Raw genomic sequence first — 26,617 nt, forward strand, 5'->3', positions numbered from 1 at the left:
AATCTCAAAGTTCTTAATTACCGTCCTTAGTTGTCAGTGGTAAAATAGGCAACAGATTTCTCCTCGTGAAAAACTCGTTCGAAATGACGGGATTAAGGCAGGTTGGCGGGGGGGGACTATCGGCTGGTGTCTCACTTGCCGAAAATAACCGTCATTTCGAGCCGCAGGGAGAAATCTCAAAGTTCTTAATTACCGTCCTTAGTTGTCAGTGGTAAAATAGGCAACAGATTTCTCCTCGTGAAAAACTCGTTGGAAATGACGGGATGAAGGTAGGTTCGAGGAGAAGACTATCGGCTGGTGTCTCACCTGCATAAAATAATCGTCATTTAGAATCGCAGGGAGAAATCTCAAAGTTCTTAATCACTGTCCTTAATTGTCAGTGGTAAATAGAAAACAGATTTCTCCTCGTTCCTGTTTCGAAATGACGGGATTAGGTTGGGGGTTTACAATCCCAAAACTCCAATTCGCTGTTCAATTTTTTTAACGCATTTATTCGCTTCTGCTAAAATTTCTTCGTTTTTGATGTTTTTATTTATGTTTAAAGTGCTTAACATCGAAATCGTTAAACAAGCAATAATTCCATTTGTACTGTGTTTACCTATCGGGATAGAAATATCTGAAACTCCTTCTGCTAAATCGCTTGGTTTAATGTAAGATCCAGTATCTTTTATATCTGCCAATGAAGCTAAAAATTCATCCTTTTTAGGTTTAGCATACTTTTTAAAGATCTGATTGTTCTTTAAAATAGTATTTCTTTCTGCCTCATTCATATAGGCCAATAAAACCTTACCAGATGCAGTTAAAGGTAAAGGGAACAAATTACCTTCTTCAATAGAAAGCGCAATTGGCCCGGGACTTTTAGCATGAATAATTACCATCACCTGGTTCATATACATGATGCTTAAATGGCAAGATTGTCTAACTGTATCAGCTAATTCCTCTAACGGAAATTGGGCTGCTTTTCTCAACTCATCTACAGGTGAGTGACGGTGTGAGAGGTAAAAAAGCTTTAACGAAAGGCGATATTTTCCCGAAACTTCATCTCTAATAATGTAACCTCTGCTTTCTAAACTCATCAGCATTCGATAAATTTCGTTCGGGGTTTTATCAATGCCAATTGCAATTTCAGACTGTGAAAGCGGAATAGATTGTGCAGAAAGGTATTCTAGTATATCAAGACCTTTATCGAGAGCTGGTGCTTGATATTTTGATTCGTTTTCGTTCATTGTACCAAAAATTTAGAATTGTTACTTCTTCAAACATACAAAATGCTTATTAATTTCTTATTTTTCGATGAAAGTAATTTTTTAGAGATAATAATTTTCATATTTAAAAAAATAATTTATATTTGAATTAATGCTGAAATGATTTTTCGCATTCGTAAACCAAATGTAAAACTTAAATTTTTTATCGCAGGGCGATTTTATTTAGCTCAAGGGCTAATTTAATGATAATGAACAGATTTGTAGCCGCTTTCTTCTTGATTTTAATTGCAAATATAGCTTTTGCTCAGCAACTAAAAGTTGAGGCATTAACTTGCGAATATAAAACCAATTCATTGTCTATTGATGTTGCTAAACCTATGTTAAGTTGGAAAATGCAGTCTCAAACAAGAAACACTCTACAAACGCATTTTCAAATTTTGGTAGCCGATAATTTAAAAGATCTACAACTTGATAAAGGCAATGTTTGGGATAGCAAAAAAACAGCTGCTAACCAATCTGTAAATGTTACTTATAATGGCGCCAAACTTATATCTACACAAAAATATTATTGGAAAGTTAAGGTGTGGGATAACCATAATCAATCTGCTTGGAGCCCCATTGCTTTTTGGCAAATGGGTTTATTAACCAAAGCTGATTGGAAAAATGCGCAGTGGATTGCTTACGAGAAAATTGCAGATAGCAATGTAAATATCCTTCCTGTTGATGGCAAAAAGGATACTTTTAAACAGAATAACACTTTACCAATATTCAGAAAAAGGCTTGTTATAAATAAAAAAATAGAAAATGCTACTCTATACATTTCTGGCTTAGGCCAATTCGAATGTAGTTTAAACGGCCAAAGAGTTGGAGATGATTTTTTAGCACCCGGCTGGACTAAGTATGACAAAGAAGCTTTATACGTAACTTATGATCTCACAAAATCGCTAAAAATAGGTGAAAATGTTTTAGGCGTAATGTTAGGAAATGGATTTTATTACATTCCGCCAGTTTCTGGAAGGTATAGAAAATTAAAAGTTGCTTTTGGTTATCCTAAAATGATTTGTAGATTATCAATACAGTATGCAGATGGAACAAATTCTGATATTGTATCTAATTCAAGTTGGAAAACAGCTCTATCGCCAGTTACATTCTCTAGTATTTTTGGTGGCGAGGATTACAATGCCAACTTAGAACAAAAAGGTTGGGATTTACCTCAATTTAATGATCGCAATTGGAAATCGGCTTTGCCAGTTGATGGACCAGAACTAAACGCTCAAAAAGAAGAACCAATTAAAATATTTGATCGTTTTGATGCCAAAAGTACAATTGAGTTAGCAAATAAAGATTGGGTTTATGATTTAGGTCAAAACTCATCAGCAATTGTAGAACTTAAAGTTAGTGGTAAAAAAGGCGATACCATTAAAATTACACCAGCAGAATTGTTAAAAGAAGATGGGTCTGTTACCCAGAAAAATATTGGTGGACCATCATATTTCTCCTACATTTTAAAAGGAGATGGGATAGAAACTTGGCGACCAAAATTTATGTACACCGGTTTTAGGTTTTTACAAGTTAAAGGCGGAATACCGAGAGGCAAAAATAATCCATCAAAATTAGCTGTAATAGAAGATTTAAATGCATTACATATTCGCAACGCTGCAACAACAGTTGGAAATTTTAATAGCTCAAATGAGTTGTTAAATAAAACATTTGATTTAATCAATTGGTCTATCAAAAGCAACATGATGAGCGTTTTTACCGATTGTCCGCACCGCGAAAAACTGGGCTGGCTAGAGCAATTGCATTTAATGGGCAGTTCGGTAAGTTACAATTACAATGTTGCTCCATTATTTAAAAAAGCTTTGCGGGATATGAAGAACTCACAAACTGCAGATGGCTTAATTCCTGAAATTGCTCCAGAATATGTAAAATTTGAATGGGGTGGGGATATGTTTCGCGACTCGCCAGAATGGGGAAGTAGTAGCATTTTGTTGCCTTGGTATTTATATATATGGTATGGAGATCAACAAGCAATGGTAGATTATTATCCAATGATGCAACGCTACATCAGCTATTTAAAAACTAAGGCAAAAAACCATATTTTAAGTCAAGGTTTGGGCGATTGGTATGATTTAGGGCCAAATGCACCAGGCATTTCTCAGTTAACACCAATTGGCGTTACGGCTACAGCAATTTATTATCATGATTTAAAAACATTAGCAAAAATTGCAATAAAAATTGGTAAATCTCAGGATGCTGAAGCTTATGAAAACTTAGCTTTAGAAGTTAAAAAAGCATTTAATGATCAGTTTTTCAATGCAGAAACTAAACAATATGCAAGTGGGAGCCAAACTGCAAATGCGATGGCAATTTATTTGGGTTTAGTAAATGAGGCAGATAAAAAAGCTGTAGTTGAAAACATTGTAAAAGACATTAGAAATAGAGACAATAGTTTAACCGCTGGCGATATTGGTTATCGTTATTTATTAAGGGTTTTGGAGGATCAAGGAAGATCTGATGTGATTTTCGACATGAATAGCAGAAGTGATAAACCTGGTTACGGCATGCAGATTGCTAAAGGAGCAACCGCCTTAACAGAAAGCTGGGCAGCTTTACCAAGTGTTTCTAATAATCATTTTATGTTAGGGCATTTGATGGAGTGGTTTTACAGTGGCGTTGGCGGTATTAAGCAAGATGAAGGCGCTGTTGCTTGGAATAAAATTAAAATTGAGCCACAAATTGTTGGCGATTTGACTTCTGCAAATACAAGTTATAATTCGCCCTATGGCAAAATTGCTACGAAATGGAACAAAACTGCTCATAATTTAACGTTAGAAGTTGACATTCCAGCAAATACAACGGCGACTGTATGTATTCCTTCGTTTCCAAATTCAATTTTAACTGAAGAATACAATGCTAGTTTTACCAACCTAGCAACAGAAGATGGATATTCGAAAGTTGCCATTGGCTCGGGTTATTACAAATTTAATGTTCAATATAAATGAAAAAGATAGCCCTAATGCTTTTTCTGGTTGTTTATGCATTAAATTTAAATGCACAGAACGCTAAATCCGTTTCGCAAACCGAGATGGAAAGTATTTATCAGGAAGTAAAAACACCTTATAAATATGGTTTGGTAATGGTGCCAAAAGATAATGATCATAAAATGGATTGTCCAACAATTTTTCGTAAAGGAAAATATTGGTACATGACTTATCTAATTTATAGCGGCAGAGGTTACGAAACGTGGCTAGCTAAAAGTAAAGATTTATTAAATTGGGAAAATTTAGGGAAACAACTTTCTTTTGGTGATGATGGAAAATGGGATGACAATCAAAAAGCAGGGTACAATGCTTTAACAAACACCAAATGGGGTGGGAGCTATCAATTGAGCAAATTTGATGGTAAATATTGGATGTCTTATTTCGGAGGTAAGGAAAAAGGATATGAGACAGAACCATTATCAATTGGGATGGCTTATACTAATCAAAATCCATGGTTTGCACACGAGTGGACAAGAATTGCCAAGCCAGTTTTAACTTCAGCAGATGCTGATGTAAGATGGTGGGAAAATAGAAATAAACTCTTTAAAAGTTCAATTATCGAAGATAAAGAGCGCTTAACCGGTCATCGCTTTGCGATGTATTATAATGCCGTTGGCGATTCGTTAAAGGACAATAAAAAAACACGTTGGTACGAGCGTATTGGAATGGCAGTTTCTGATGATATGGTAACTTGGAAAAGATTTCAAAAAGATCCAGTAGTTCATCACCCAGTTGGGATAACCGGAGATGGAGTGATCCAAAAAATAGGTAAAACGTACGTGATGTTTTATTTTGGTGCTTTTTGGGAGGATAGAAAAGGAGCATTTAATCGCTTTGCCGCATCAAAGAATTTAGTGAATTGGACAGATTGGAATGGTGAAAACCTCATCCAATCATCAGAAAAGTACGATGAATTGTATGCGCATAAATCTTTCGTTTTAAAGCACAAAGGCATAGTTTATCATTTTTATTGTGCGGTAAATAAAAAAGATCAAAGGGGAATTGCGGTGGCAACTTCAAAAGATTTAGGAAAAAGTAAAATGAATTTTGTAGGAGAGTAATGAATTATAATTTAACATATAAAAATAGTTCTAATGCCAAAGTTCGTGTCTTCACGAAACTCTTTGGATTGATAGTTTTATTGGCTATACATTGTTCTGTTCAGGCACAAACAAGAGTTAGAGCGAGCTTTAATAAAGATTGGAAATTCTTTTTAGGTGATGAACCAAATGCAAAAAGTACGGTATTTAGTGATACCAAATGGCGCAAATTAACTCTGCCACACGATTGGAGTATTGAAGGTAAATTTGATGAAAAAAATCCAGCTAAACCGGAAGGTGGCGGTTTACCTACCGGAATTGCATGGTACAGAAAAGATTTTATCGCCCCTGCTAATTTTAAGGATAGAATTATAACAATTGAATTTGATGGAGTTTACAAAAATTCTGAAGTATATATTAACGGTGCATTTTTAGGCAAGCGTCCATTTGGCTATATTTCTTTTACTTATGAGTTAAGCAAACACTTAAAACCTGGCAAAAATACCATTGCTGTAAAAGTTGATAATTCTGCTCAACCAGATTCTCGCTGGTATTCGGGTTCGGGTATTTACAGAAACGTGTGGTTGACATCTACTGCAAGAATAGCTGTTTCACATTGGGGTTTGAGCGTAAATCCAGAACTTTCATCAGATCAGAAAACTGTTGCTGTAAAGATTAAGGCTAACATCTTTAATAAATCTAACAAGGATCAAACTGTAACTTTATCTAACTCTATTTATGATGAGAATGGCAAATTTGTTAAAAAGGGCAACGCCACCAGTTTAAAATTAACCACATTAAATAAGGATATTTCAACAACTTTAAGCTTCAATAATCCAATTCTCTGGTCGGTAAATGCTCCAAACCAATACAAACTGGTTACTGAGATTTCACAAGGTGGAAAAGTGATAGATCGTCAATCAGCCTTATTCGGAGTACGTTCGTTTAGTTTTGATGCGCAAAAGGGTTTTTCTTTAAATGGAAAATTCATGAAAATTCAAGGTGTTTGTTTGCATCATGATTTAGGCGCTTTAGGAGCAGCTGTAAACACCAGAGCAATGGAGCGCCAATTGGAGATCATGAAAAATATGGGTGTGAATGCCATAAGAACAGCACATAATCCGCCAGCACCAGAGTTTTTAGATTTATGCGATAAAATGGGTTTTTTGGTAATTGATGAGGCTTTTGACATGTGGGCAAAGCGTAAAAACAAATTCGATTACCATTTAGATTTTCCAGAATGGCACAAGAGAGATTTAGAGGCGATGGTTAAACGTGATATCAACCATCCATCAATCATTTTATGGAGCATTGGTAACGAAATTAGAGAGCAGTTTGATAGCACAGGAATTGCATTGACAAAAGAATTGGTTTCAATTGTTAAAAATTTAGATCGAACCCGACCTGTAATTTCTGCTTTAACGGAAACCGTAGCCGAGAAAAATTTCATTTATCAAGCCGATGCTTTAGATCTTTATGGCTTAAATTATAACCATAAAAAGTATAAAGATTTTCCTATCAACTATCCAAATGTTAAGTTTTTAGGTACAGAAACTACATCAGCTTTGCAAACTAGAGGTTTTTATGATACTGCCGATACCATTCGCCGCTGGCCGAAAGATGGCAAAACCAAATTTACCGAAGGCAATAAAGAATTTGCCGCTTCTGCTTACGATAATGTTTCTGCTTACTGGGGTTCAACACATGAAGAAACCCTAAAAGAAGCTAAAAAATATGATCACGTTTCGGGTATTTTCGTGTGGACTGGTTTCGATTATTTAGGTGAGCCTTTACCTTATCCTTGGCCCGCCAGAAGTTCATATTTCGGAATTGTTGATTTAGCTGGTTTCCCGAAAGACAGTTATTATTTATACCAAAGCGAGTGGACTAACAAGCCAGTGTTACATATTTTACCACATTGGAATTGGGAAAAAGGCAAGTCTGTAGAAGTTTGGGCTTATTACAATAATGCCGATGAAGTTGAGCTGTTCTTAAATGGTAAATCATTAGGTAAAAAAAGTAAACAAGGCGAAGAGATGCATGTAATGTGGAATGTGCCTTTCGAAGCTGGAACTTTAAAAGCCATATCTCGCAAAGGCGGAAAAGAAGTTTTAAGTAGAGAAATAAAAACGGCAGGTATTGCATCTAGAATAGAATTAATTGCTGATCGTAACAACATTAAAGCTGATGGTAAAGATTTATCTTTTATCACGGTTCGTGTTTTAGATAAAGACGGAAATTTGGTGCCAAACGCTGATAATTTAGTGAATTTTAAAATAGAGGGCGAGGGTTTTATTGCAGGTGTAGACAATGGATATCAGGCAAGTTTAGAGCCATTTAAAGCAAATTACCGAAAAGCTTTTAACGGATTGTGCTTGGCAATTATTCAAGCAAAAGAAAAAGCGGGTAAAATTAAAATTACAGCAACGGCAGATGGATTACAAAGTTCATCGGTTTTGATAACAACGAAATAAGGATTAATCACATAGAAACATAGTTATAAGGAAAGTGCTATGTTTCTGTGTGGTAAAAATATATAGAAAGTGAGTAAAAATTTAGTTTTAAAAGGAATTACTTGGAACCACAGCAGAGGTTTGTTGCCAATGGTGGCAACAGCACAGCGATTTGCTGAGCTAAATCCTGGTGTAGAAATAACTTGGGAGAAACGAAGCTTGCAGCAATTTGCAGATTTCTCAATCCAAGAATTAGCAGAGCGATTTGATTTATTGGTAATCGATCATCCTTGGGCTGGCTTTGCTTCAAAAACCAAATCAATTATTCCTTTGGATGAATATTTACCTGCGGATTATTTAAAAGATCAAGCGCAAAATTCCGTAGGTGCATCTTATGAAAGTTACAATTTCAATAACCAGCAATGGGCATTGCCAATTGATGCTGCCACACCAGTAGCGGCTAGTCGCCCAGATTTATTGGCACAAAGCGGTTTAGCATTACCAAAATCATTTGATGATTTGCTGGCATTGGCCGATAAAGGTTTAGTCGCTTTTGCAGGTATCCCGATAGATGTGTTGATGAACTTTTATACTTTGTGCTGCTCTCTAGGCGAAGATCCATGTCAAGCAAATGATGTTGTAATTTCTCCAGAAATTGGCATCAAAGCATTAAAAATGTATCGCCAATTGGCCACAAAAATAAATGAAGCTAATTTCAATAGAAACCCAATTCAGATTTATGAGGCAATGACAAAAAGTGATGAAATTGCTTATTGTCCCTTTGCTTATGGCTACTCCAATTATTCAAGAATCGGCTATGCTCGTAAGCTTTTGAATTTTCATGATATGATCTCTTTAGATGGCAAAACCAATTTGCGCAGCACTTTAGGTGGAACAGGTTTAGCTATTTCATCAAAATGTGAAAATTTACAGATTGCCGTTGAATATGCGAAGTTTGTGGGTTCACCAGCTTGTCAATCATCTTTATATTTCGAAAGTGGAGGACAACCGGGACATTTAACTGCTTGGCAAAACGAGGAAGTAAATAGGCAAAGTGCTGATTATTTCACAAATACTTTACCTGCTTTACAAAGGGCATTTCTTCGTCCGCGTTACCATGGCTCTATGTTTTTTCAAGATCATGCCGGCGATGTGGTAAGAGATTATCTGATGAAAGGTGGAGATGAAAATCAGGTGTTAGCCGAAATGAATGAGTTATACAAAAAATCTAAAACTTTAACATTAGCATGAACAGACCGTTAGAAGGAGTTTTAGTTTTAGAGTTTTGTCAGTTTTTGGCTGGGCCTTCTGCTGGTTTAAAATTAGCAGATCTTGGTGCAAGGGTAATCAAAATTGAAAGACCAAAAACTGGCGATGCCTGCAGACAATTAGCTATCAAAAACCTGTTTGTAGATGATGATAGTTTGCTTTTTCACACCATTAACCGCAATAAGGAAAGTTATGCGGCAGATTTAAAAAATGCCGATGATTTACAAAAGTTAAAAATACTAATCAGCAAAGCTGATATTATGGTGCATAATTTTAGACCAGGGGTAATGGAAAAAATCGGTTTAGATTATACAGCAGTTCAAGGCATTAACCCTAAAATTATTTACGGTATGGTTACTGGATATGGAAATGAAGGTCCATGGAGAAATAAACCAGGTCAAGATTTGCTAGTTCAATCTGTTTCTGGTCTAGCATTTTTATCCGGTAGCGCTATTGATGGTCCTGTTCCATTTGGTTTATCAGTTTCTGATATTATGTGCGGCAACCATTTAGCGCAAGGGTTAATGGCAGCCTTAATTAAAAGAGCAAAAACCAACAAGAGCGTTTTGGTTGAAGTGAGTTTACTGGAATCTATTTTAGATGTACAGTTTGAAGTATTAACTACATATTTAAACGATGGCGGCAAATTGCCAGAACGCAGCGCAGCAAAAGGCAGTGCACACGCTTACTTAAGTGCGCCTTACGGAATGTATGAAACTAATAATGGTTCCATTTCTTTAGCCATGGGCGATTTAAATAAGATTTGTTCAATTATCAGTTGCGATATTTCTGATTTATTTAAAGAAACTCAAGATGCTTTTGAAAATAGAGACCAACTGATTGTAAGATTAGGAGAAACATTTAAAAAACACAATACTGAACATTGGTTAAGTTTATTAGAGGCTGAAGGGATTTGGTGTGCGGCAGTTTTAAATTATCAACAGGCAACCAATTTAGACGTTTATCAAAATCTTAAAATTGAGCAGACTTTAAATTTACCTAACGGAAAAAAAATGAATACAACGGTTAGTCCGATAAGGTTGAATGGCGAAAAATTACCTTCAGCTAAATCGGCACCAGCACTAGGAATAAATACTGCTTCGATAGATTTGGAGTTTGAATTAAAATAATGTAATCAATTGTCAAATTTGATAAACAACATGCTATTAATTTGACAATTTGAATAAAGAATAGATATTGGTGCATGGAGACATGAACTAAGAAACTAAAAACGAGTCATCACCCTGAATTTATTTCAGGGTCTTTAATGCAGGAATGATGCTGAAAAAAATTCAGCAAGACGAGTTGAGAAAAAAAATAAAATATGAAACCGCTTGAAGATTATTTAGTTATTGATTTTAGTCAGTTCCTTTCGGGGCCATCTGCAAGTCTGCGCTTAGCAGACATGGGCGCTCGTGTGATTAAAATAGAACGATTGGGCATTGGCGATATTTGTCGTACGCTTTATACTTCTAATTTAATTATGAATGGTGAGTCATCTGTTTTTCATGCAATCAATAGAAATAAAGAAAGTTTTGAGGTAGATTTGAAAAACGAAGATGACTGCGAAATGGTTCGCGAACTGCTTAAAAAAGCAGATGTCATGATTCATAATTTCCGTCCGGGAGTAATGAAACGTTTAGGTTTTGATTACCTTTCAGTTTCAGCAATTAATCCAAATATTATTTACGGTGAAATTTCTGGTTTTGGTAACGAAGAAAGTACATGGAAAAATAAACCTGGCCAGGATTTGCTTTTACAATCTGTTACCGGCCTAACAGCTTTAACTGGCAATGCCGATAGCGGTCCTGTTGCTATGGGTTTATCCATTGTTGATATGCTTACAGGGGCACATTTAACGCAAGGTTTGCTGGCTAGTTTATACCGCAGAGCAATTAATAATCAAGGTGCTTTTGTTCAGGTGAGCATGCTCGAATCAGCTTATGATTTTCAGTTCGAAACCATCACTACCTTTATGAATGATGGTGGAGAGTTGCCAGAAAGATCTGCTAAAAATAACGCAAATGCTTATTTAGGAGCACCTTATGGAATTTACCAAACGCAAGATGGATATTTAGCTTTAGCGATGGGTTCAATTCCTGTTTTAGGTAAATTATTAGCTTGCGATGCATTACTTAATTATACCGAGCAAGCAGAAGCTTACTACGAACGGGATGAAATTAAATCTATTTTAGCTGATCATCTTGTAACTGAAACTACAGGGAAGTGGCTGTCGAAATTAGAGCCAGCTGATATTTGGTGCGCCGATGTTTTAAATTGGCAGCAATTAATGGCTCATGATGGCTTTAAGGTTTTAGATATGATACAAGAAGTAGAAATGATTGATGGCTATAAATATGAAACCACACGTTGTCCGATCCGAATTGATGGCGAATTATTAACGTCTTCAAAAGGGTCACCAAAATTAGGTCAAGACAATGAAAAAATCATTACCGAGTTTAACTTAAAATCAATTGCAAATGCCTAATTCAACTGAGATATTTAGAATTGCTGTTCGCAAATTTGCGCCTTTTGAAACTGCTATGCAGCTTTTTTGGGACAAATATTGCCAGTTTTCTGAATGTAAATTGAAGTTGGAAATGGTGGTGATGGATTTACATGAATTACATGAAAGTACAATCATCAACAATGGTTTGGCAAATGGTGATTTTGATATCGCCCATATTAATACAGACTGGATTTACGAAGGCTTTGTTAACAGTGCTTTTGAAATATTAAATGATAAAATTGATCAAAATCCACCAGAAAGTTACCCAAAGGGATGGAGCAAATCCCTTTTAACGCTTCAAAACTTTGATGGTAAAGTTGTAGGCTTACCTTTTCACGATGGACCAGAATGTTTAATTTATAGAAAAGATCTTTTTGAGGATCAACAAGAACAAGATAATTATCGAACTAAATATGGCAAGGAATTAAAAGTTCCACAAACGTGGGATGATTTTAGAAATATAGCTGAGTTTTTCCATCGCCCTGCGCAAAATTTATACGGAAGTATTTTTGCCTGCTACCCAGATGGACACAATACAGTTTTTGATTTTTGTTTGCAATTATGGACCAGAGGCGGAACTTTGCTTGATGAAGATGGCGAAATAAACATCAATACAACCGCAGCAATAGATGGCTTGGAATTTTACAGAAGCTTTGTAAAAGATAAAAATTTAGTTCATCCAAATTCTGCTGATTTCGAATCGGTAGCAGCTGGTTTGGCATTTATGAATGGTGAAGCCGCCATGATGATCAATTGGTTTGGCTTTGCAGCAATGTGTGAAGTTGATGAAAATTCGAAAGTAAAAGGTAAAATTGATATTGATTTATTGCCTTCAACAGCTTGCTCTAAATCAGCTTCTCTAAATGTTTATTGGCTCTATACCATCGCCTCTGGCAGTAAAAATAAAGAGTTGGCTTATGATTTTATCCGCTTTGCGATAAATGCAACTAATGATAAATTATTAACCTTAACAGGAGGGATTGGCTGTAGAACTTCTACTTGGAATGATGAAGAAATTAAAAAAACCATACCTTTTTACAATAAATTAGAAGCGCTACATGAAGTTGCAAATACACTTCCTCAAAAAGAGAATTGGAGTAATATTGCCAAAATAATTGATGAAATGGTTTTAAATGCGGTTAATTCTAATACAACCTCTGAAGAATTAATAGAGATAGCGCAAGAAAAAATTAATGAGCTAGAATAATGAGTATCGATATCAAATATAAACCAGAGTTGCCATTAACCAAACAACCGATAATTATTATTGGTGCGGGCGGAATTGTAACCGATGCCCATTTACCGGCTTATAAAATTGCTGGTTTTAAAGTGCATGGCATTGTGAACAGAACAAAAGCTCGAGCAGAAAAAGTAGCCGCCGATTTTGACATTCCCAACGTTTACAATTCTGTTGCCGAAGCTGTTGCGTTGGCTCCTGCAAACGTGGTTTACGATTTAACCATAATGCCAGAGCAGTATCTCGAAACCTTAAATCAGTTACCGAACGGGAGTGCTGTTTTAATTCAGAAGCCTATGGGCGATGATTTTGAGCAAGCAAAAGAAATTTTAGAACTGTGCAGAGCAAAAAAATTAAAGGCTGCAATTAACTTTCAATTGCGTTATGCGCCATTTGTAAGTGCGGCTAAATATTTAATTGATGCTGGTTTAATTGGTGAAATTTACGATATGGAAGTTAGGGTGACAATTAAAACACCTTGGGAGATTTTCCCTCATGTAATTGTGCATCCACGTTTGGAAATTCAATACCACAGCATCCATTATGTAGATTTAATTCGTTCATTTTTGGGTAACCCTAAAAGTGTTTTGGCTAAAACCTTAAAACATCCTGCTAAGAGTTTATCATCATCTCGCAGTACGATTTTATTTGATTATGGCGATACTCTACATGCGTTAATTAACACCAACCACGACCATGATTTTGGCGCTAAACACCAAGAGAGTTACATTAAATGGGAGGGAACAAAGGGTGGTATTATTGCTAAAATTGGGTTACTGATGGATTATCCGCATGGTGTGCCAGATGTTTTTGAATATTGTATTGTTGAAGAAGGCAAATCGCCCGAATGGCAAACGGTACAATTAGAAGGCTCGTGGTTTCCAGAAGCTTTTATTGGCACCATGTCTAACTTAATGCGATATAATGAAGGTTCAGAAGAAGTTCTAAACACCAGTGTAGAAGATGTGATTGATACCATGGCTGTTGTAGAAAGTGCCTATCAATCGAGTGATAATGGAGGGATAAAAATTAGTTAAAATTAGATAGACTTGTCATCCAGATCCGCCGCAGCGGAGAAGGATCTCAAGACAGAATAAAATATATGTCATAATAAGAATAGTAGAAGCTGCATTTAAAAGAGATTCTTCCTTCGTCAGAATGACAAAGCGTAAATAAAAAGAATATGTATTTCAAATCAATATTTTTCGAAGATTACCAATTAAACGAAAAACGTGTAACCTTAGGCAGAACCATTACAGAAACTGATTTTGTAGTGCATGCTGGTCATACCGGAGATTTTTTTCCGCACCATATGGATGCAGCTTGGTGTGCAACACAACCATTTAAACAACGTATTGCTCATGGAACAATGATTTTTGCGATTGGCATTGGCTTGACGGCATCAGAAATTAATCCGGAAGCGATGTCTAAAGGCTACGATAAATTACGTTTTGTAAAACCAGTTTTTATTGGAGATACCATCCATTCTGAAGTAACTATCTCAGAAATGGCAGAAAGTAAACGACCAGAATATGGAACTATAACCGAACATGTAGAAATCATTAACCAACACGGTGAAGTGGTTTTAGTATGCGACCATCTTTTAGTGGTTAAGAAGAAATAGTTCATTAGTTTGATAGTTCACTTGGCTAACTACCAAACTAATGAACCAATGATCCAATGAACCAATAGGAAAATGTTGAGCAAAGCGAAATCTCGATTTTTCGGGAAACCAATAACACTAATGAACCAAAATATGAACCACAGCAACCAACCCGAAATTATTACTGCAGATGAAAATTCATCTAGCAAGCAGTATTTGTTACCATTTATCCTCGTTATCAGTCTATTTTTCCTTTGGGGGATGGCACACAACTTGGACTCCATTTTAATTCCCCATTTAAAAAAAGCTTGTAACCTAAGCAACAGTCAATCTACGCTAATTGATACATCTGTATTTCTTGCTTACTTTTTAATGGCCATCCCGGCAGGAATGATTTTAAAAAGATTTGGTTATAAAGCAAGTATGATTACTGGTTTACTAGTTTTTGCTTGTGGCGCTTTTTTGTTCGTTCCGGCTGCTAATTCACTATCGTACATAACTTTTCTAATCGCTTTATTTATCATTGGTTGCGGTTTAACAATTTTAGAAACATCAGCCAATCCTTATGCAGCGGTTTTAGGAGACCCAGCTAAAGCAACTAACAGATTAAACTTGGCGGCCTCATTTAATGGTTTGGCAGCTATGATTGCGCCAATTGTAGGTTCTTTATTTATCCTGTCGGGAAAATCTTATACTAAAGAAGAATTAATCGCAATGCCAGATGCAACAAGAACAGCTTATTTTATGGAAGAAGCTGCATCAGTTAAAATGCCTTACATTATTTTAGGCATCGTTTTGTTAGCAATTGCAGTATTGTTTTACTTCAGCAGATTGCCAGAGGTGAAAACTAAAAGCATTGATGGAGAAGCAAAAGGGAGCTTTTTTGGTGCCTTGCGCCACAGCCATTTGCGTTGGGCAGTAATTGCTCAGTTTTTTTACGTGGGTGCGCAGGTTTGTGTAACCAGTTTTTTCATAAGAATGGCACAACAAGGTGGTGGTTTTGATGAAAAAACTGCAGCCTATTATTTAGCTATTTATGGTTTTTTATTCACTGTGGGTCGCTTTGCAGGTACTGCTATGTTGCAATTTATAAGTTCCAATAAATTGTTATCTATCTATGCCATTATCTCTATTCTGTTAAGCATTATAGCCATATTTGGTAGCGGTGCATATGTGGTTTATGCATTAGGTGCTTTAGGTTTTTTTATGTCTATTATGTTTCCAACTATTTTCGGGTTGGGTATTCAAGGCATTGGAGAAGATACAAAACCTGGATCATCATGGTTAATTATGTCTATTGTAGGAGGTGCAATTTTACCTTATGCAATGGGTTCGCTAATAGATCATTATGGAGACAATATACAGATTGGTTACAGTATACCTTTGGTTTGTTATTTAATCATCCTTTATTTTGGATTAAAAGGATACAAAATCGCTCATAAATAATTAGAAATCAATTAGTCATCGGATGAATATAGACGTTATGAAATATTCATCCGATGACTAAAAACAATAAATAATGAAATCAACGTTTAGTAAAATACTTCTATTTTTTCTGCTCTGTGCTTTTAGCCTCAAACTTAATGCGCAACAAAATGAAAATGCTAAACCTTGGGTGTTTTGGTATTGGGTACAAGGAGGGGTTTCTAAAAAAGGCATTACGGCAGATCTGGAGGCCATGAAAAATAATGGAATTGGCGGGGCTTATTTGATGACTATCAAAGGTGGCAAATCTTCAAATCCATCATTATATGAAAAACCAGTTGAGCAATTAACGCCTGAGTGGTGGCAAATGGTGAAGTTTGCCATGGATGAAGCCAAACGTTTGGATTTAAAACTTGGAATGCATGTAAGCGATGGTTTTGCTTTGGCTGGCGGACCATGGATTACACCAAATTTATCTATGCAAAAGGTAGTTTCATCAAAGATAACTGTCAATGCATCAAATAATAAACTAAAATTACCTCAACCAGAAACAAAAGAAGGTTATTATAAAGATATAGCTGTTTATGCTTATCCATCACCTATAGGAACAAACCAATCTACACAAACTATAAGTCCTAAAGTTACCACTAGTAATGGAACTGATGCAAGTGGTTTGATTAAACCAGGTAACAAACAAAACTTTGGATCAAACGAACCACTTTTTCTTCAATATGAATTCGAAAAACCATTTACTTGTCGCACCATAAAGATTAAAGTAAGCGGTAACAATTACCAAGCTCAGCGATTAAAGATAGAAGTAAGCAATGATGGTAAAATTTTTAGATCAATTGGCAGATTAGAACCGCCACGCCATGGTTGGCAAGATACTGATCAGGATGTTACACATTCCATCGTGCCAACTACCGCTAAATTTTTCCGTTTTGTGTACGATAAAGCTGGCTCAGAGCCAGGATCCGAAGATTTAGATGCGGCCAAATGGAAACCTTCTTTAAAATTGTTGAACCTAGAATTGTTTGCCGAAGCCAATATCAACCAATACGAAGGCAAAAATGGTTTGATTTGGCGCATCAGCAAAAGAACTACAAATGAGCAATTGCCAACTAATGTATGTGTGCCGCTCAATAAAATCGTCAACCTAACGGGAAAATTAAAAGCTGATGGCAGTTTAGATTGGAAAGCTCCTGCAGGAAGTTGGACCATTTTAAGAATCGGGCATACTTCAACTGGTCAAACCAATGCCACTGGTGGTGGCGGAATAGGGTTGGAGAGTGATAAATTTAATCCTGCAGCTGTTAAACTGCAATTTGATAGCTGGTATGGCGAAGCATTAAAACACGGTGGACCAGAAATAGCCGCCAAAGTTTTAAGCGTTTTTCATGTGGATAGTTGGGAATGCGGAAGCCAAAATTGGTCGGCTAATTTTAAAGCCGAGTTTTTAAAACGCAGAGGTTATGATTTAACGCCATATTTGCCCATCATGACAGGTTTGCCTGTGCAAAGTGCATCAGTTTCTGAAAGCTTTTTGTACGATGTACGTAAAACCATTTCTGAATTAGTGGTTGATAAATTTTACAAAACATTAGCTGCCTTGGCCAAAGAAAAAGGGGTGACCTTTACTGCCGAAAGTATTGCGCCAACCATGATGAGCGATGGTTTATTGCATTATAAAACGGTGGACGTGCCAATGGGCGAATTTTGGTTAAATAGTCCTACCCATGATAAACCTAACGATATGCTGGATGCCATTTCTGGCGCTCATATTTATGGCAAAAACATTATCCAAGCTGAGGCTTTTACAACAGTAAGAATGGACTGGAATGAAAGTCCGATGAACATGAAAACCTTGCAAGACAGAAATTATGCTTTAGGCATTAACAAACTGTCTTACCATGTTTTTACGCATAACCCTTGGATGGATCGTAAACCCGGAATGACTTTAGACGGCGTCGGTTTATACTTTCAGCGTGACCAAACTTGGTGGAAAGCCAGTAAAGCTTGGGTTGATTATGCAACCAGAACACAGGAATTATTACAACAAGGCAAACCTGTGGTAGATATCGCAGTTTTTATAGGAGAAGAATTGCCTCGTCGCTCGGTTTTGCCAGATCGATTGGTTACAACCTTACCCGGTTTATTTGGTCCAGATGTAGTAGAAGCGGAAAAGAAAAGATTAGCTAATGTAGGCGAACCTTTGAGGTCAATTCCCTCAGGTGTTTCTCACTCAGCTAACATGGCAGATCCAGAGAATTGGGTAAACCCGTTACGTGGTTATGCTTATGATAGTTTTAATCCAGATGTTTTAAGCACAGCAAAAGTTATCAATAAAGAAGTTGTTTTTGAAAGTGGCGCAAGCTATAAGATTTTGGTTATTCCGGGTGATATGAAAATGAACCCAAATTACCAATACATGAGTTATCAAGTAGTAAAGAAATTGCTTGAACTGGTAAAAAATGGAGCAACGATTATTATTGGAGAAAAACCATTATATCAAATTGGTTTACAAAAAGTTATTGATATTGAGTTTAATAAGTTGGTTAATGAGATTTGGAGTTTGGAATTTCAAAATTATAAAAAAGGCGGAAAGCTATATTATTCAAAAAAACTAGGATTAGGACAGATTTTTAAGGCTCCGTTTGATGGTGAAACTTTTGATGTTTTAAATCTGAAAAGGGATATAGAGTTTTATGATATTATTAATAATCGCGAGACCGATGATTACGCAAAAAATATCGCTTATGCGCATAGAAGCAATGGAATTAAAGAGATTTACTTTATATCTAACCAAGAGAAGAGAAAAAGAGAAATCAAACTAACCTTGAGAATTGGTGGTAAATCGGTAAAAATATATGATGCAGTATCAGATTTATATTCTGAACCCGATAAAATAAGTAATTCACATAACAATGAGACAGAGATTTATTTAGTTCTTAACTCTAACCAATCTATTTTTATAATATTAGATTCTAAAGACACCTATTATTTTATTTCTAACCTCTCTAACAAAAGAAAACCTTTCAAAAAGGATAGTTTGAATATTTCATCCGATTGGCAAGTTCAATTCAATCCTGAATATGGTGGTCCATCAAAACCTGTTGAATTTAAAACTTTAACAGATTGGACTTTGAATCAAGATAGCACTATCAAATATTATTCTGGTACAGCAATTTATACGAAAACCTTCAACTTTGTTGGTGAAAATAAAGATAAAGTTTGGATTGATTTAGGCGCTTTCTCTAGCATAGCTGAAGTAAAGATAAATGGTGTTGATTGTGGTACATTATGGACTGCACCTTTTGAATTGGAAGTTAGCAAAGCCTTAAAACAAGGCGAAAATAAAATCGAAATACAAGTGACCAATACTTGGGCTAACCGTTTAGTTGGCGATAGTAAACTACCTATAGAAAAACGAATTACAAATACAACTGCACCATTTCGTTTAGAAGGTAAACCATTAAATTCTGCTGGTTTATTTGGCCCCGTTACACTTAAAATTGAAAAGAAATGATGAGAAAAATAATTAAAAATCTGGTTGTCCGCTGTTCGTTTTTCGTTGCTCTGCTAAATCGCCATATCTTCGGACATCTAACTTCCCGACCTATCTCCTTTAACCGCAAAGACACGAAGAACGCAAAGATGTATTTTTCTACTTTCCGACTTTCAATCTTCCCGACTCTCGGACTTAAATTCGTTTACCTTTTGTCGGCTATGGTTGCTCAACTAAAACGCAATATCTTCGGACATCTAACTTCCCGACCTTTCTCCTCTAACCGCAAAGACACGAAGAACGCAAAGACATATTTTTCTACTTTCCGACTTTCAATCTTCCTGATTCTCGGACTTAAATTCGTTTACCTTTTGTCGGTTATCGTTGCTCTGCTAAATCGCCATATTTTCGGACATCTGACTTTCCGACTTTCGGACTTCCCAACTTTCCGACTTCCCGACTTTCGGACTTTCCGACTTCCCGACTTACGGACTTTCGGACTATTCATCTCACTCTTTCTAACAATAACCTCTAAAGCCCAACAAAATGCTTTAACGAATAACTCCAACAGTCCGTACGCTAAATTAAAAAGTGTAGATATGACTGCCGTTAAATGGACAAATGGCTTTTGGGCAGATCGTTTTAAAGTAGCAACCGAAGCGATGGTGCCAAATATGTGGGCGATTTATAACGACCCTAAAATCAGCCATGCTTTTAAAAATTTCGAGATTGCTGCAGGATTAGATACAGGAAGGCATAAAGGACCATCTTTTCATGATGGAGATTATTACAAAACATTGGAAGCGATGGCAAGTTTATACGCTTCAACCGGAAATGCAAAATTGCTAGAAACAATGGATAAAGCCATTGCAGTAATTGCTAAATCACAACGTGCAGATGGTTATATCTACACTAAAGCCATAATTGAACAACGAAAAACTGGTTCTAACAACCAATTTCAAGATCGTTTAAGTTTCGAAGCTTACAACATTGGGCATTTAATGACTGCTGCTTGCATCCATTACCGCGCTACAGGCAAAACTAATTTATTGGATGTAGCCAAAAAAGCGACAGAATATTTATACAAATTCTATAAAACTGCATCACCAACATTAGCTCGTAACGCCATTTGTCCATCGCATTACATGGGTACTATCGAGATGTACAGAACTACCAAAGAACCTAGATATTTAGAATTGGCCAAACATCTCATCGCCATTAAGGGTAAAATAGACGATGGCACAGACGATAACCAAGATCGAATTCCTTTTTTACAGCAAACAAAAGCAACCGGCCATGCAGTTAGAGCAAGTTATTTATATGCTGGGGTAGCCGATTTATATGCAGAAACTGGAAATGATAGCTTATTGAACGCTCTAAATTTGATGTGGAATGATGTAGCTAATCGAAAAATGTACATTACAGGTGGTCTTGGATCTTTATATGATGGTACATCGCCGGATGGCACATCTTACAATCCGAGCGAGGTACAGAAAATTCATCAAGCATTTGGAAGGGATTACCAACTCCCAAATTTTACAGCTCACAATGAAACTTGCGCAAATATCGGTAACGTGCTTTGGAATTACAGAATGCTTCAAGTAACAGGCGATGCAAAATACGCAGACGTAATGGAACTGGCTTTATACAATAGCGTATTATCGGGCATCAGCCTAAATGGCAAAAACTTTTTATACACCAACCCATTAGCGCAAAGCGATAATTTACCATTTAAACAACGTTGGAGCAAAGATCGGGTTCCATATATTGGCTTATCGAATTGCTGTCCGCCGAATGTAGTGCGCACTATTGCAGAGGTAAGCAATTATGCCTACAGCATAGCTGAAAAGGGTATTTGGTTTAATTTATACGGGGCAAATAACATAAAAACTCAACTGAGTGATGGGTCAAAAATCAGTCTTAATCAAGCTACAAATTACCCATGGGATGGAAATGTAAAAGTTACCGTAAACGAAACTGTTAAAAAAGCATATAGCATGTTTTTCCGGATCCCGGGATGGGCTTCAGATGCAAAAATCATGATAAATGGAAAGCAAATTAATGCTATTACCAAATCTGGAACTTATGCGGAATTGAATAGAACGTGGAAGGCTGGTGATGTTGTAGAATTAATTTTACCAATGGAAGCACAGCTGATTGAATCAAATCCGCTAGTAGAAGAAAACAGAAATCAAATTGCCGTTAAAAGAGGACCAATTGTTTATTGTTTAGAATCTAAAGATTTTAAAGGGGAAAACATCTTTAATGCGGTTATTCCTTCATCAATTTCATTAAAACCCGTGGCCATTACAATTGATGGTGCACAAATGATGAGTTTAGAAGGTGCAGCAAAATTGAGGCAGAAAACGGATTGGGCAAATACCCTTTATCATCCAATTTCAAAATCAAATGAAAATACAGCAATTAAATTAGTTCCTTATTTTGCATGGGGCAATAGAGGTCATTCAGAAATGTCGGTTTGGTTGCCTTTGAGTAGATGACGCTTTGTCGTTCTGAACAAAGTGAAGAATCTCAATAAGAAATTCAAAAATGAGATTCCTCGTGCCTCGGAATGACAAAATTGGACTTTAATAATTAATAAAAAATGAAATTAAAACTTCTTCTATTTTTTTCTATAGCCATATGTACAAGTGCATTTGCGAAAGTAAAACCAGCTTCCATTTTTACTGACCATATGGTGTTGCAGCAGCAAAGTAATGTTGCACTTTTGGGCTGGGCAAATCCTTCATCAGCTATAAAAATCACCACATCGTGGAATAAAAAAACATATACAACATCAGCTGATGCTAGAGGAAAATTTAAAATAAAAGTAGCAACACCAGTTGCTGGCGGACCGTTTGAAATCAGTTTTAATGATGGAGAATTACTCGTTTTAAAAGATATTTTAATTGGCGAAGTTTGGTTTTGTGGTGGCCAATCTAATATGGAAATGCCGATGAAAGGTTTTAAATCTCAACCTGTTATTGGCTCAAATGAAGCAATTTTAAAATCAAAAAATCCAAACATTAGGTTGTATACAGTCCCTCGTTCATCAATTACCACTAAGCAAGAGAATAGTAAACCATCAGATTGGAAACTAGCTGGGCCAGAGACTGTAGCTAATTTTAGTGCAACTGGATATTATTTTGGCGCTTTATTAAACGAAATGTTAAATGTACCTATCGGGATAATTAATGACAGTTATGGAGGTTCAACTATAGAAGCTTGGATGTCACCAGAAGATTTACAAGAATTTCCAGAAGTCATTATACCTAAAGCTACTGATACCATTAAGGAAGTGAGCAGAACTCCAACAACACTTTACAACGGCATGCTTTATCCAGTTATCGGATATGGAATTCGTGGCGCTATCTGGTATCAAGGTGAATCGAATTATGAGCGACCAGCACAATATTTAGATTTATTTCCGCTAATGGTTGCGAGCTGGAGAAAAGCATGGGATAATGGCGAATTTCCGTTTTATTATGCTCAAATAGCGCCATTTAATTATGCTTCATTTCACGAAAAGCCAAAAACTGAATACAATTCTGCCTATTTAAGAGATGCCCAAAGAAAATCATTGGCCAAAATTCCAAATAGCGGAATGGCTGTTTTAATGGATGTTGGCGAATTTAAAAGTATTCATCCAGCAAATAAAAAACAAGGTGGTGAGCGGTTAGCGTATTTGGCTTTAGCTCAAACTTACGGCATTAAAGGTTTTGGTTTCGCTAGTCCAAATTACGAATCAATTTCCATTGATAAAGATAAAGCAATCATTAAATTTACAAATGTTGTTAACGGATTAACTTCTTTTGGTAAAGATTTGAGCTTATTTGAAATAGCTGGCGAGGATCAAAAATTTTACCCCGCAAAAGCGGTAATAACCGGAAGCAGTGTTACTGTAACAGCCCAAGAAGTTAAAAATCCGGTAGCTGTACATTATGCTTTTAAAGATTTTGTGGTTGGCGATTTATTTGGTAACGATGGTTTGCCAGTTTCATCATTTAGAACAGATAATTGGTGAAAATGGAAACCACAGAAACACAAAGAACACAAAGTTTGGGAAATTATATCTTATGCTTCCTTAAATTCCTTATATGGTCTAAAACTGATATGCCTAGATTTTTAATTGCATGCTTTGCTTATTCGTGGTTTACATTAGTTAGATTTTTCTTCGTGGTCTTTGTGTCTTTGTGGTCAATTAATACACATGCTCAGCAAAAAAATATAGTCTGGACAACCCAAAGCAAAAATTCATCAGAGTCTATGCCTGTTGGTGGTGGTGATATTGGTGTAAATGTGTGGGTAGAAAAAGGAGAAATTTATCTCTATTTGTCACGGAGTGGAACGTTCGATGAAAATAACACTTTATTAAAATTAGGTAGGGTAAGACTGAAGTTAAGTCCAAATCCATTTGAAGGAAAAAACTTTAAACAAGAATTGCTTTTAAAAGATGGATATGTAGAAATATCATCAGGCAAAACTAAAGTAAATATTTGGGTTGATGTGTTTAAACCTATTGTAAATCTAGAAGTTAATTCAAACCAAAAACTAATTGCAGAAGCTAGTTATGAAAGCTGGCGTTTCGAAGACAGCATTACAAAAGGCAAAGAAAATAACCAAAATTCTTATAAGTGGGCACCACAAGGAATTGTTAAAACCCATAAAGATGATATTGCTTTTAAAGGAAATTCGATAGCGTTTTTACATCAAAATAAAGATGAAACAGTTTTTGATGTTGTGGTTAAACAACAAGGTTTAGATAATTATAAATCTTCAATGTATAACCCTCTCAAAAATTTAAGGTTTGGCGGTATAATGCAAGGTAAAAACATGCTTGCTAGCGGAAATTATACAGACAAGTATCTTAACACACCTTTTAAATCTTGGGTTATAAAAAGCGAAAAACCCACAAAATCTCATCAAATAACAATTTCATTAGACAGCAACACTGATGAAAAATTAGTTGATTTAGCAGTTTACAATCCACAGCAATCATTTGCAGCAACTAAAAATTGGTGGAACAACTATTGGAATAAAAGTTTCATTTACATCAATTCTGCTGATACTTTAGCAAATCAAGTAAGTCAAAATTACCAATTGTTTCGCTACATGCTAGGCGCAAATGCCAAAGGTAATTGGCCAACAAAATTTAATGGTGGCTTATTTACTTTTGATCCTCAATTAACAGATACGACTTTAAACTACACACCTGATTTTAGAAATTGGGGTGGAGGAACACATACTGCTCAAAACCAGCGCTTGGTATATTGGCCAATGCTAAAAAGTGGCGATTTCGAAATGATGAAACCACAATTTGAGTTTTACAAACGTATTTTAACGAATGCAGAATTAAGGACAAAAAATGCTTGGGGACATGCTGGTGCTAGTTTCACTGAACAAATAGAAAATTTCGGCTTACCCAATCCGGCAGAGTATGGTTGGAAACGCCCAGAAGGTTACGATAAAGGCATGGAATACAATGCTTGGCTCGAATATGAATGGGATACCATTTTAGAATTTTGCATGATGATTTTGGAAACGGAACGCTACAATGCGCAAGACATTACAGCATACATGCCGTTGATAGAAAGTTCGCTAAACTTTTTTAAAGAGCATTATACTTACTTAGCTAAACAAAGGGGCAGCAAAGCTTTAGATGCCAATGGTCATTTAGTTTTGTATCCGGGCTCGGCTGCCGAAACGTATAAAATGACTTATAATTCTACATCAACAATCGCTGCTCTACAAACAGTTTTACAAAGATTATTAGCGTTAAAATCAGCTTCTGAAGATCAGAAAAAGAATTGGCAAGCGATGTTAAAAACCATTCCGCCAATTAGTTTTAGAGAATTTAATGGCGAGGATGGGAAAAAACCAACCATTTCACCTGCTAAACTTTGGGAGCGTATTAACAATACCGAAAGTCCGCAGTTGTACCCGGTTTACCCTTGGGGGATATATGGAGTTGGAAAACCAGGTTTAGATACTGCCATAAATACTTATCAGTTAGATCCTGATGTTTTGAAATTTAGAAGTCACGTTGGTTGGAAACAAGACAATATTTTTGCAGCTAGATTAGGTTTAACAGATGAAGCAGCTAGATTAACGAAGTTAAAACTTCAAAATTCAGGTAGAAGATTTCCAGCATTTTGGGGGCCAGGTTTCGATTGGACACCAGATCATAATTGGGGCGGATCTGGAATGATAGGTTTGCAAGAAATGTTAATGCAATGCGATGGAAAAAAAATCATTTTATTTCCGGCATGGCCGAAAAACTGGGATGTACATTTTAAGCTTTATGCACCGTACCAAACCACAGTTGAAGGTGTTTTGAAAAATGGAAAAATAGAAAGCCTAAAGGTTATACCAGAAGAAAGAAAAGAAGATATAAAAATAATGATAGAAGGATTGAGTTTTGAAGGAATGAATAAACAGCGTGATTTCTAAATTCTCTCATTCAGTCATTCTCTCATTCAATAATTAAATATTATGAATTTAAATTTAAAAGATAAAGTAATCATCATCACAGGTGGTGCAAAAGGTATTGGAAAAGCAATGGCAGAGCTTTTTGCGAAAGAAGAAGCCGTAGCCGTTGTTGTTGGCCGCAAAGCAGAAGATAATTTAAAAGTTACCGATGCAATTAACGCCAATGGAGGTAAAGCCTTTCAGTTTGTGGCTGAGTTGGCAGAACCAGCAGATTGCGAAAAAGTGGTAAAAGAAATTATTGCTCAGTTCGGAAGAATTGATGGTTTGATAAATAATGCTGGCGTAAATGATGGTGTTGGCTTAGAAAACGGCAATTATGAAGATTTTATGTCTTCGCTACATAAAAATGTAGTTCACTATTATTTAATGGCACATTACGCTTTACCAGAGTTAATTAAAAGTAAAGGAGCAATTGTTAACATCACTTCTAAAACTGGCGAAACCGGACAAGGAAATACATCGGCCTATGCCGCTGCAAATGGTGGCAGAAATGCTTTAACAAGAGAATGGGCAGTTGAATTGCTGAAATATGGTATTCGTGTTAACGCCATAATGGTAGCAGAATGTTGGACACCAGCTTATGAAACTTGGATTGAAACTTTGCCAAATGCCCAAGAGAAATTAACAGAAATTACATCAAAAATTCCGTTAGAAAATAGAATGACAACTGCGGAAGAAATTGCCAATATGGCTGCCTTTTTAATGTCTAATAAATCAAGTCACACAACTGGACAAATTATTCATGTAGATGGTGGTTATGTTCACTTAGACAGGGCATTAGCTAATGCTTAAATAATTTTTAAGGATTAAATTTTGAATGAGAGAATAATAAGCAACA

Annotated in this window: 16 protein-coding genes; 15 read left to right on the forward strand and 1 reads right to left on the reverse strand. The window is 36.1% G+C overall.

Annotated features, from left to right (window positions below):
* Positions 1 to 443: 443 nt before the first annotated feature.
* Positions 444 to 1,226 carry an IclR family transcriptional regulator gene (locus AC07XU_RS11005; RefSeq protein ID WP_494943700.1) on the reverse strand — a complete coding sequence of 261 codons (783 nt, stop codon included), beginning with the start codon at positions 1,224 to 1,226 and terminating at the stop codon, positions 444 to 446.
* A gap of 227 nt (positions 1,227 to 1,453) precedes the next feature.
* Between AC07XU_RS11005 and AC07XU_RS11010 the strand changes: the two genes are divergently transcribed.
* The 15 genes from AC07XU_RS11010 to AC07XU_RS11080 all read left to right on the forward strand — a co-directional run bounded on the left by AC07XU_RS11010 (position 1,454) and on the right by AC07XU_RS11080 (position 26,571).
* The gene (locus tag AC07XU_RS11010; RefSeq protein ID WP_494943701.1) at positions 1,454 to 4,210 is read left to right on the forward strand and encodes an alpha-L-rhamnosidase; all 2,757 of its coding nucleotides are present in this window, start codon (positions 1,454 to 1,456) and stop codon (positions 4,208 to 4,210) included.
* Positions 4,207 to 5,310 carry a glycoside hydrolase family protein gene (locus AC07XU_RS11015; protein ID WP_494943702.1) on the forward strand — a complete coding sequence of 368 codons (1,104 nt, stop codon included), beginning with the start codon at positions 4,207 to 4,209 and terminating at the stop codon, positions 5,308 to 5,310. Before AC07XU_RS11010 ends, AC07XU_RS11015 begins: the two co-directional genes overlap by 4 nt.
* Positions 5,310 to 7,763, forward strand: a complete 2,454-nt coding sequence (locus tag AC07XU_RS11020; protein WP_494943703.1) for a glycoside hydrolase family 2 TIM barrel-domain containing protein — start codon at positions 5,310 to 5,312, stop codon at positions 7,761 to 7,763. Before AC07XU_RS11015 ends, AC07XU_RS11020 begins: the two co-directional genes overlap by 1 nt.
* A 69-nt stretch (positions 7,764 to 7,832) precedes the next feature.
* A complete protein-coding gene (locus AC07XU_RS11025) occupies positions 7,833 to 8,993 on the forward strand; it encodes an ABC transporter substrate-binding protein (RefSeq protein WP_494943704.1) in 1,161 nt (386 codons plus the stop codon).
* Positions 8,990 to 10,141 carry a CaiB/BaiF CoA transferase family protein gene (locus tag AC07XU_RS11030; protein ID WP_494943705.1) on the forward strand — a complete coding sequence of 384 codons (1,152 nt, stop codon included), beginning with the start codon at positions 8,990 to 8,992 and terminating at the stop codon, positions 10,139 to 10,141. The genes AC07XU_RS11025 and AC07XU_RS11030 overlap by 4 nt, the downstream gene beginning before the upstream one ends.
* Positions 10,142 to 10,335: 194 nt before the next feature.
* On the forward strand, positions 10,336 to 11,499 hold the full coding sequence (locus AC07XU_RS11035; RefSeq protein WP_494943706.1) for a CaiB/BaiF CoA transferase family protein: 1,164 nt from the start codon (positions 10,336 to 10,338) through the stop codon (positions 11,497 to 11,499).
* Positions 11,492 to 12,727, forward strand: a complete 1,236-nt coding sequence (locus AC07XU_RS11040; protein ID WP_494943707.1) for an extracellular solute-binding protein — start codon at positions 11,492 to 11,494, stop codon at positions 12,725 to 12,727. The genes AC07XU_RS11035 and AC07XU_RS11040 overlap by 8 nt, the downstream gene beginning before the upstream one ends.
* Complete coding sequence (locus AC07XU_RS11045) at positions 12,727 to 13,794, forward strand: Gfo/Idh/MocA family protein (RefSeq protein ID WP_494943708.1); 1,068 nt, start codon at positions 12,727 to 12,729, stop codon at positions 13,792 to 13,794. Before AC07XU_RS11040 ends, AC07XU_RS11045 begins: the two co-directional genes overlap by 1 nt.
* A 146-nt stretch (positions 13,795 to 13,940) precedes the next feature.
* Positions 13,941 to 14,381: a MaoC family dehydratase gene (locus tag AC07XU_RS11050; RefSeq protein ID WP_494943709.1), complete on the forward strand. Its 441-nt coding sequence runs from the start codon at positions 13,941 to 13,943 to the stop codon at positions 14,379 to 14,381.
* A 132-nt stretch (positions 14,382 to 14,513) separates the two neighbouring features.
* A complete protein-coding gene (fucP, locus tag AC07XU_RS11055; RefSeq protein ID WP_494943710.1) occupies positions 14,514 to 15,806 on the forward strand; it encodes an L-fucose:H+ symporter permease in 1,293 nt (430 codons plus the stop codon).
* 73 nt (positions 15,807 to 15,879) lie between these two features.
* Entirely contained in the window at positions 15,880 to 19,311 is a 3,432-nt protein-coding gene (locus AC07XU_RS11060) for a glycosyl hydrolase (protein WP_494943711.1), read from the forward strand.
* Between the two features lie 485 nt (positions 19,312 to 19,796).
* A complete protein-coding gene (locus AC07XU_RS11065; RefSeq protein ID WP_494943809.1) occupies positions 19,797 to 21,791 on the forward strand; it encodes an aceric acid hydrolase in 1,995 nt (664 codons plus the stop codon).
* A gap of 104 nt (positions 21,792 to 21,895) precedes the next feature.
* Positions 21,896 to 23,314, forward strand: a complete 1,419-nt coding sequence (locus tag AC07XU_RS11070; RefSeq protein WP_494943712.1) for a sialate O-acetylesterase — start codon at positions 21,896 to 21,898, stop codon at positions 23,312 to 23,314.
* Between the two features lie 2 nt (positions 23,315 to 23,316).
* Entirely contained in the window at positions 23,317 to 25,740 is a 2,424-nt protein-coding gene (locus tag AC07XU_RS11075; protein WP_494943713.1) for a DUF5703 domain-containing protein, read from the forward strand.
* Positions 25,741 to 25,782: 42 nt separating this feature from the next.
* Complete coding sequence (locus tag AC07XU_RS11080) at positions 25,783 to 26,571, forward strand: SDR family oxidoreductase (protein WP_494943714.1); 789 nt, start codon at positions 25,783 to 25,785, stop codon at positions 26,569 to 26,571.
* The last annotated feature ends 46 nt before the right edge of the window (positions 26,572 to 26,617 follow it).

The organism is Pedobacter sp. GW456-11-11-14-TSB4 (assembly GCF_059424425.1).

Coding starts and splice junctions, on each gene's coding strand:
- AC07XU_RS11035 (WP_494943706.1), top strand. CDS start 10,336: ATGAAACCGCTTGAAGATTATTTAGTTATTGATTTTAGTCAGTTCCTT.
- AC07XU_RS11060 (WP_494943711.1), top strand. CDS start 15,880: ATGAAATCAACGTTTAGTAAAATACTTCTATTTTTTCTGCTCTGTGCT.
- AC07XU_RS11045 (WP_494943708.1), top strand. CDS start 12,727: ATGAGTATCGATATCAAATATAAACCAGAGTTGCCATTAACCAAACAA.
- AC07XU_RS11030 (WP_494943705.1), top strand. CDS start 8,990: ATGAACAGACCGTTAGAAGGAGTTTTAGTTTTAGAGTTTTGTCAGTTT.
- AC07XU_RS11075 (WP_494943713.1), top strand. CDS start 23,317: ATGGAAACCACAGAAACACAAAGAACACAAAGTTTGGGAAATTATATC.
- AC07XU_RS11040 (WP_494943707.1), top strand. CDS start 11,492: ATGCCTAATTCAACTGAGATATTTAGAATTGCTGTTCGCAAATTTGCG.
- AC07XU_RS11010 (WP_494943701.1), top strand. CDS start 1,454: ATGAACAGATTTGTAGCCGCTTTCTTCTTGATTTTAATTGCAAATATA.
- AC07XU_RS11015 (WP_494943702.1), top strand. CDS start 4,207: ATGAAAAAGATAGCCCTAATGCTTTTTCTGGTTGTTTATGCATTAAAT.
- fucP (WP_494943710.1), top strand. CDS start 14,514: ATGAACCACAGCAACCAACCCGAAATTATTACTGCAGATGAAAATTCA.
- AC07XU_RS11080 (WP_494943714.1), top strand. CDS start 25,783: ATGAATTTAAATTTAAAAGATAAAGTAATCATCATCACAGGTGGTGCA.
- AC07XU_RS11020 (WP_494943703.1), top strand. CDS start 5,310: ATGAATTATAATTTAACATATAAAAATAGTTCTAATGCCAAAGTTCGT.
- AC07XU_RS11070 (WP_494943712.1), top strand. CDS start 21,896: ATGAAATTAAAACTTCTTCTATTTTTTTCTATAGCCATATGTACAAGT.
- AC07XU_RS11005 (WP_494943700.1), bottom strand. CDS start 1,226: ATGAACGAAAACGAATCAAAATATCAAGCACCAGCTCTCGATAAAGGT.
- AC07XU_RS11050 (WP_494943709.1), top strand. CDS start 13,941: ATGTATTTCAAATCAATATTTTTCGAAGATTACCAATTAAACGAAAAA.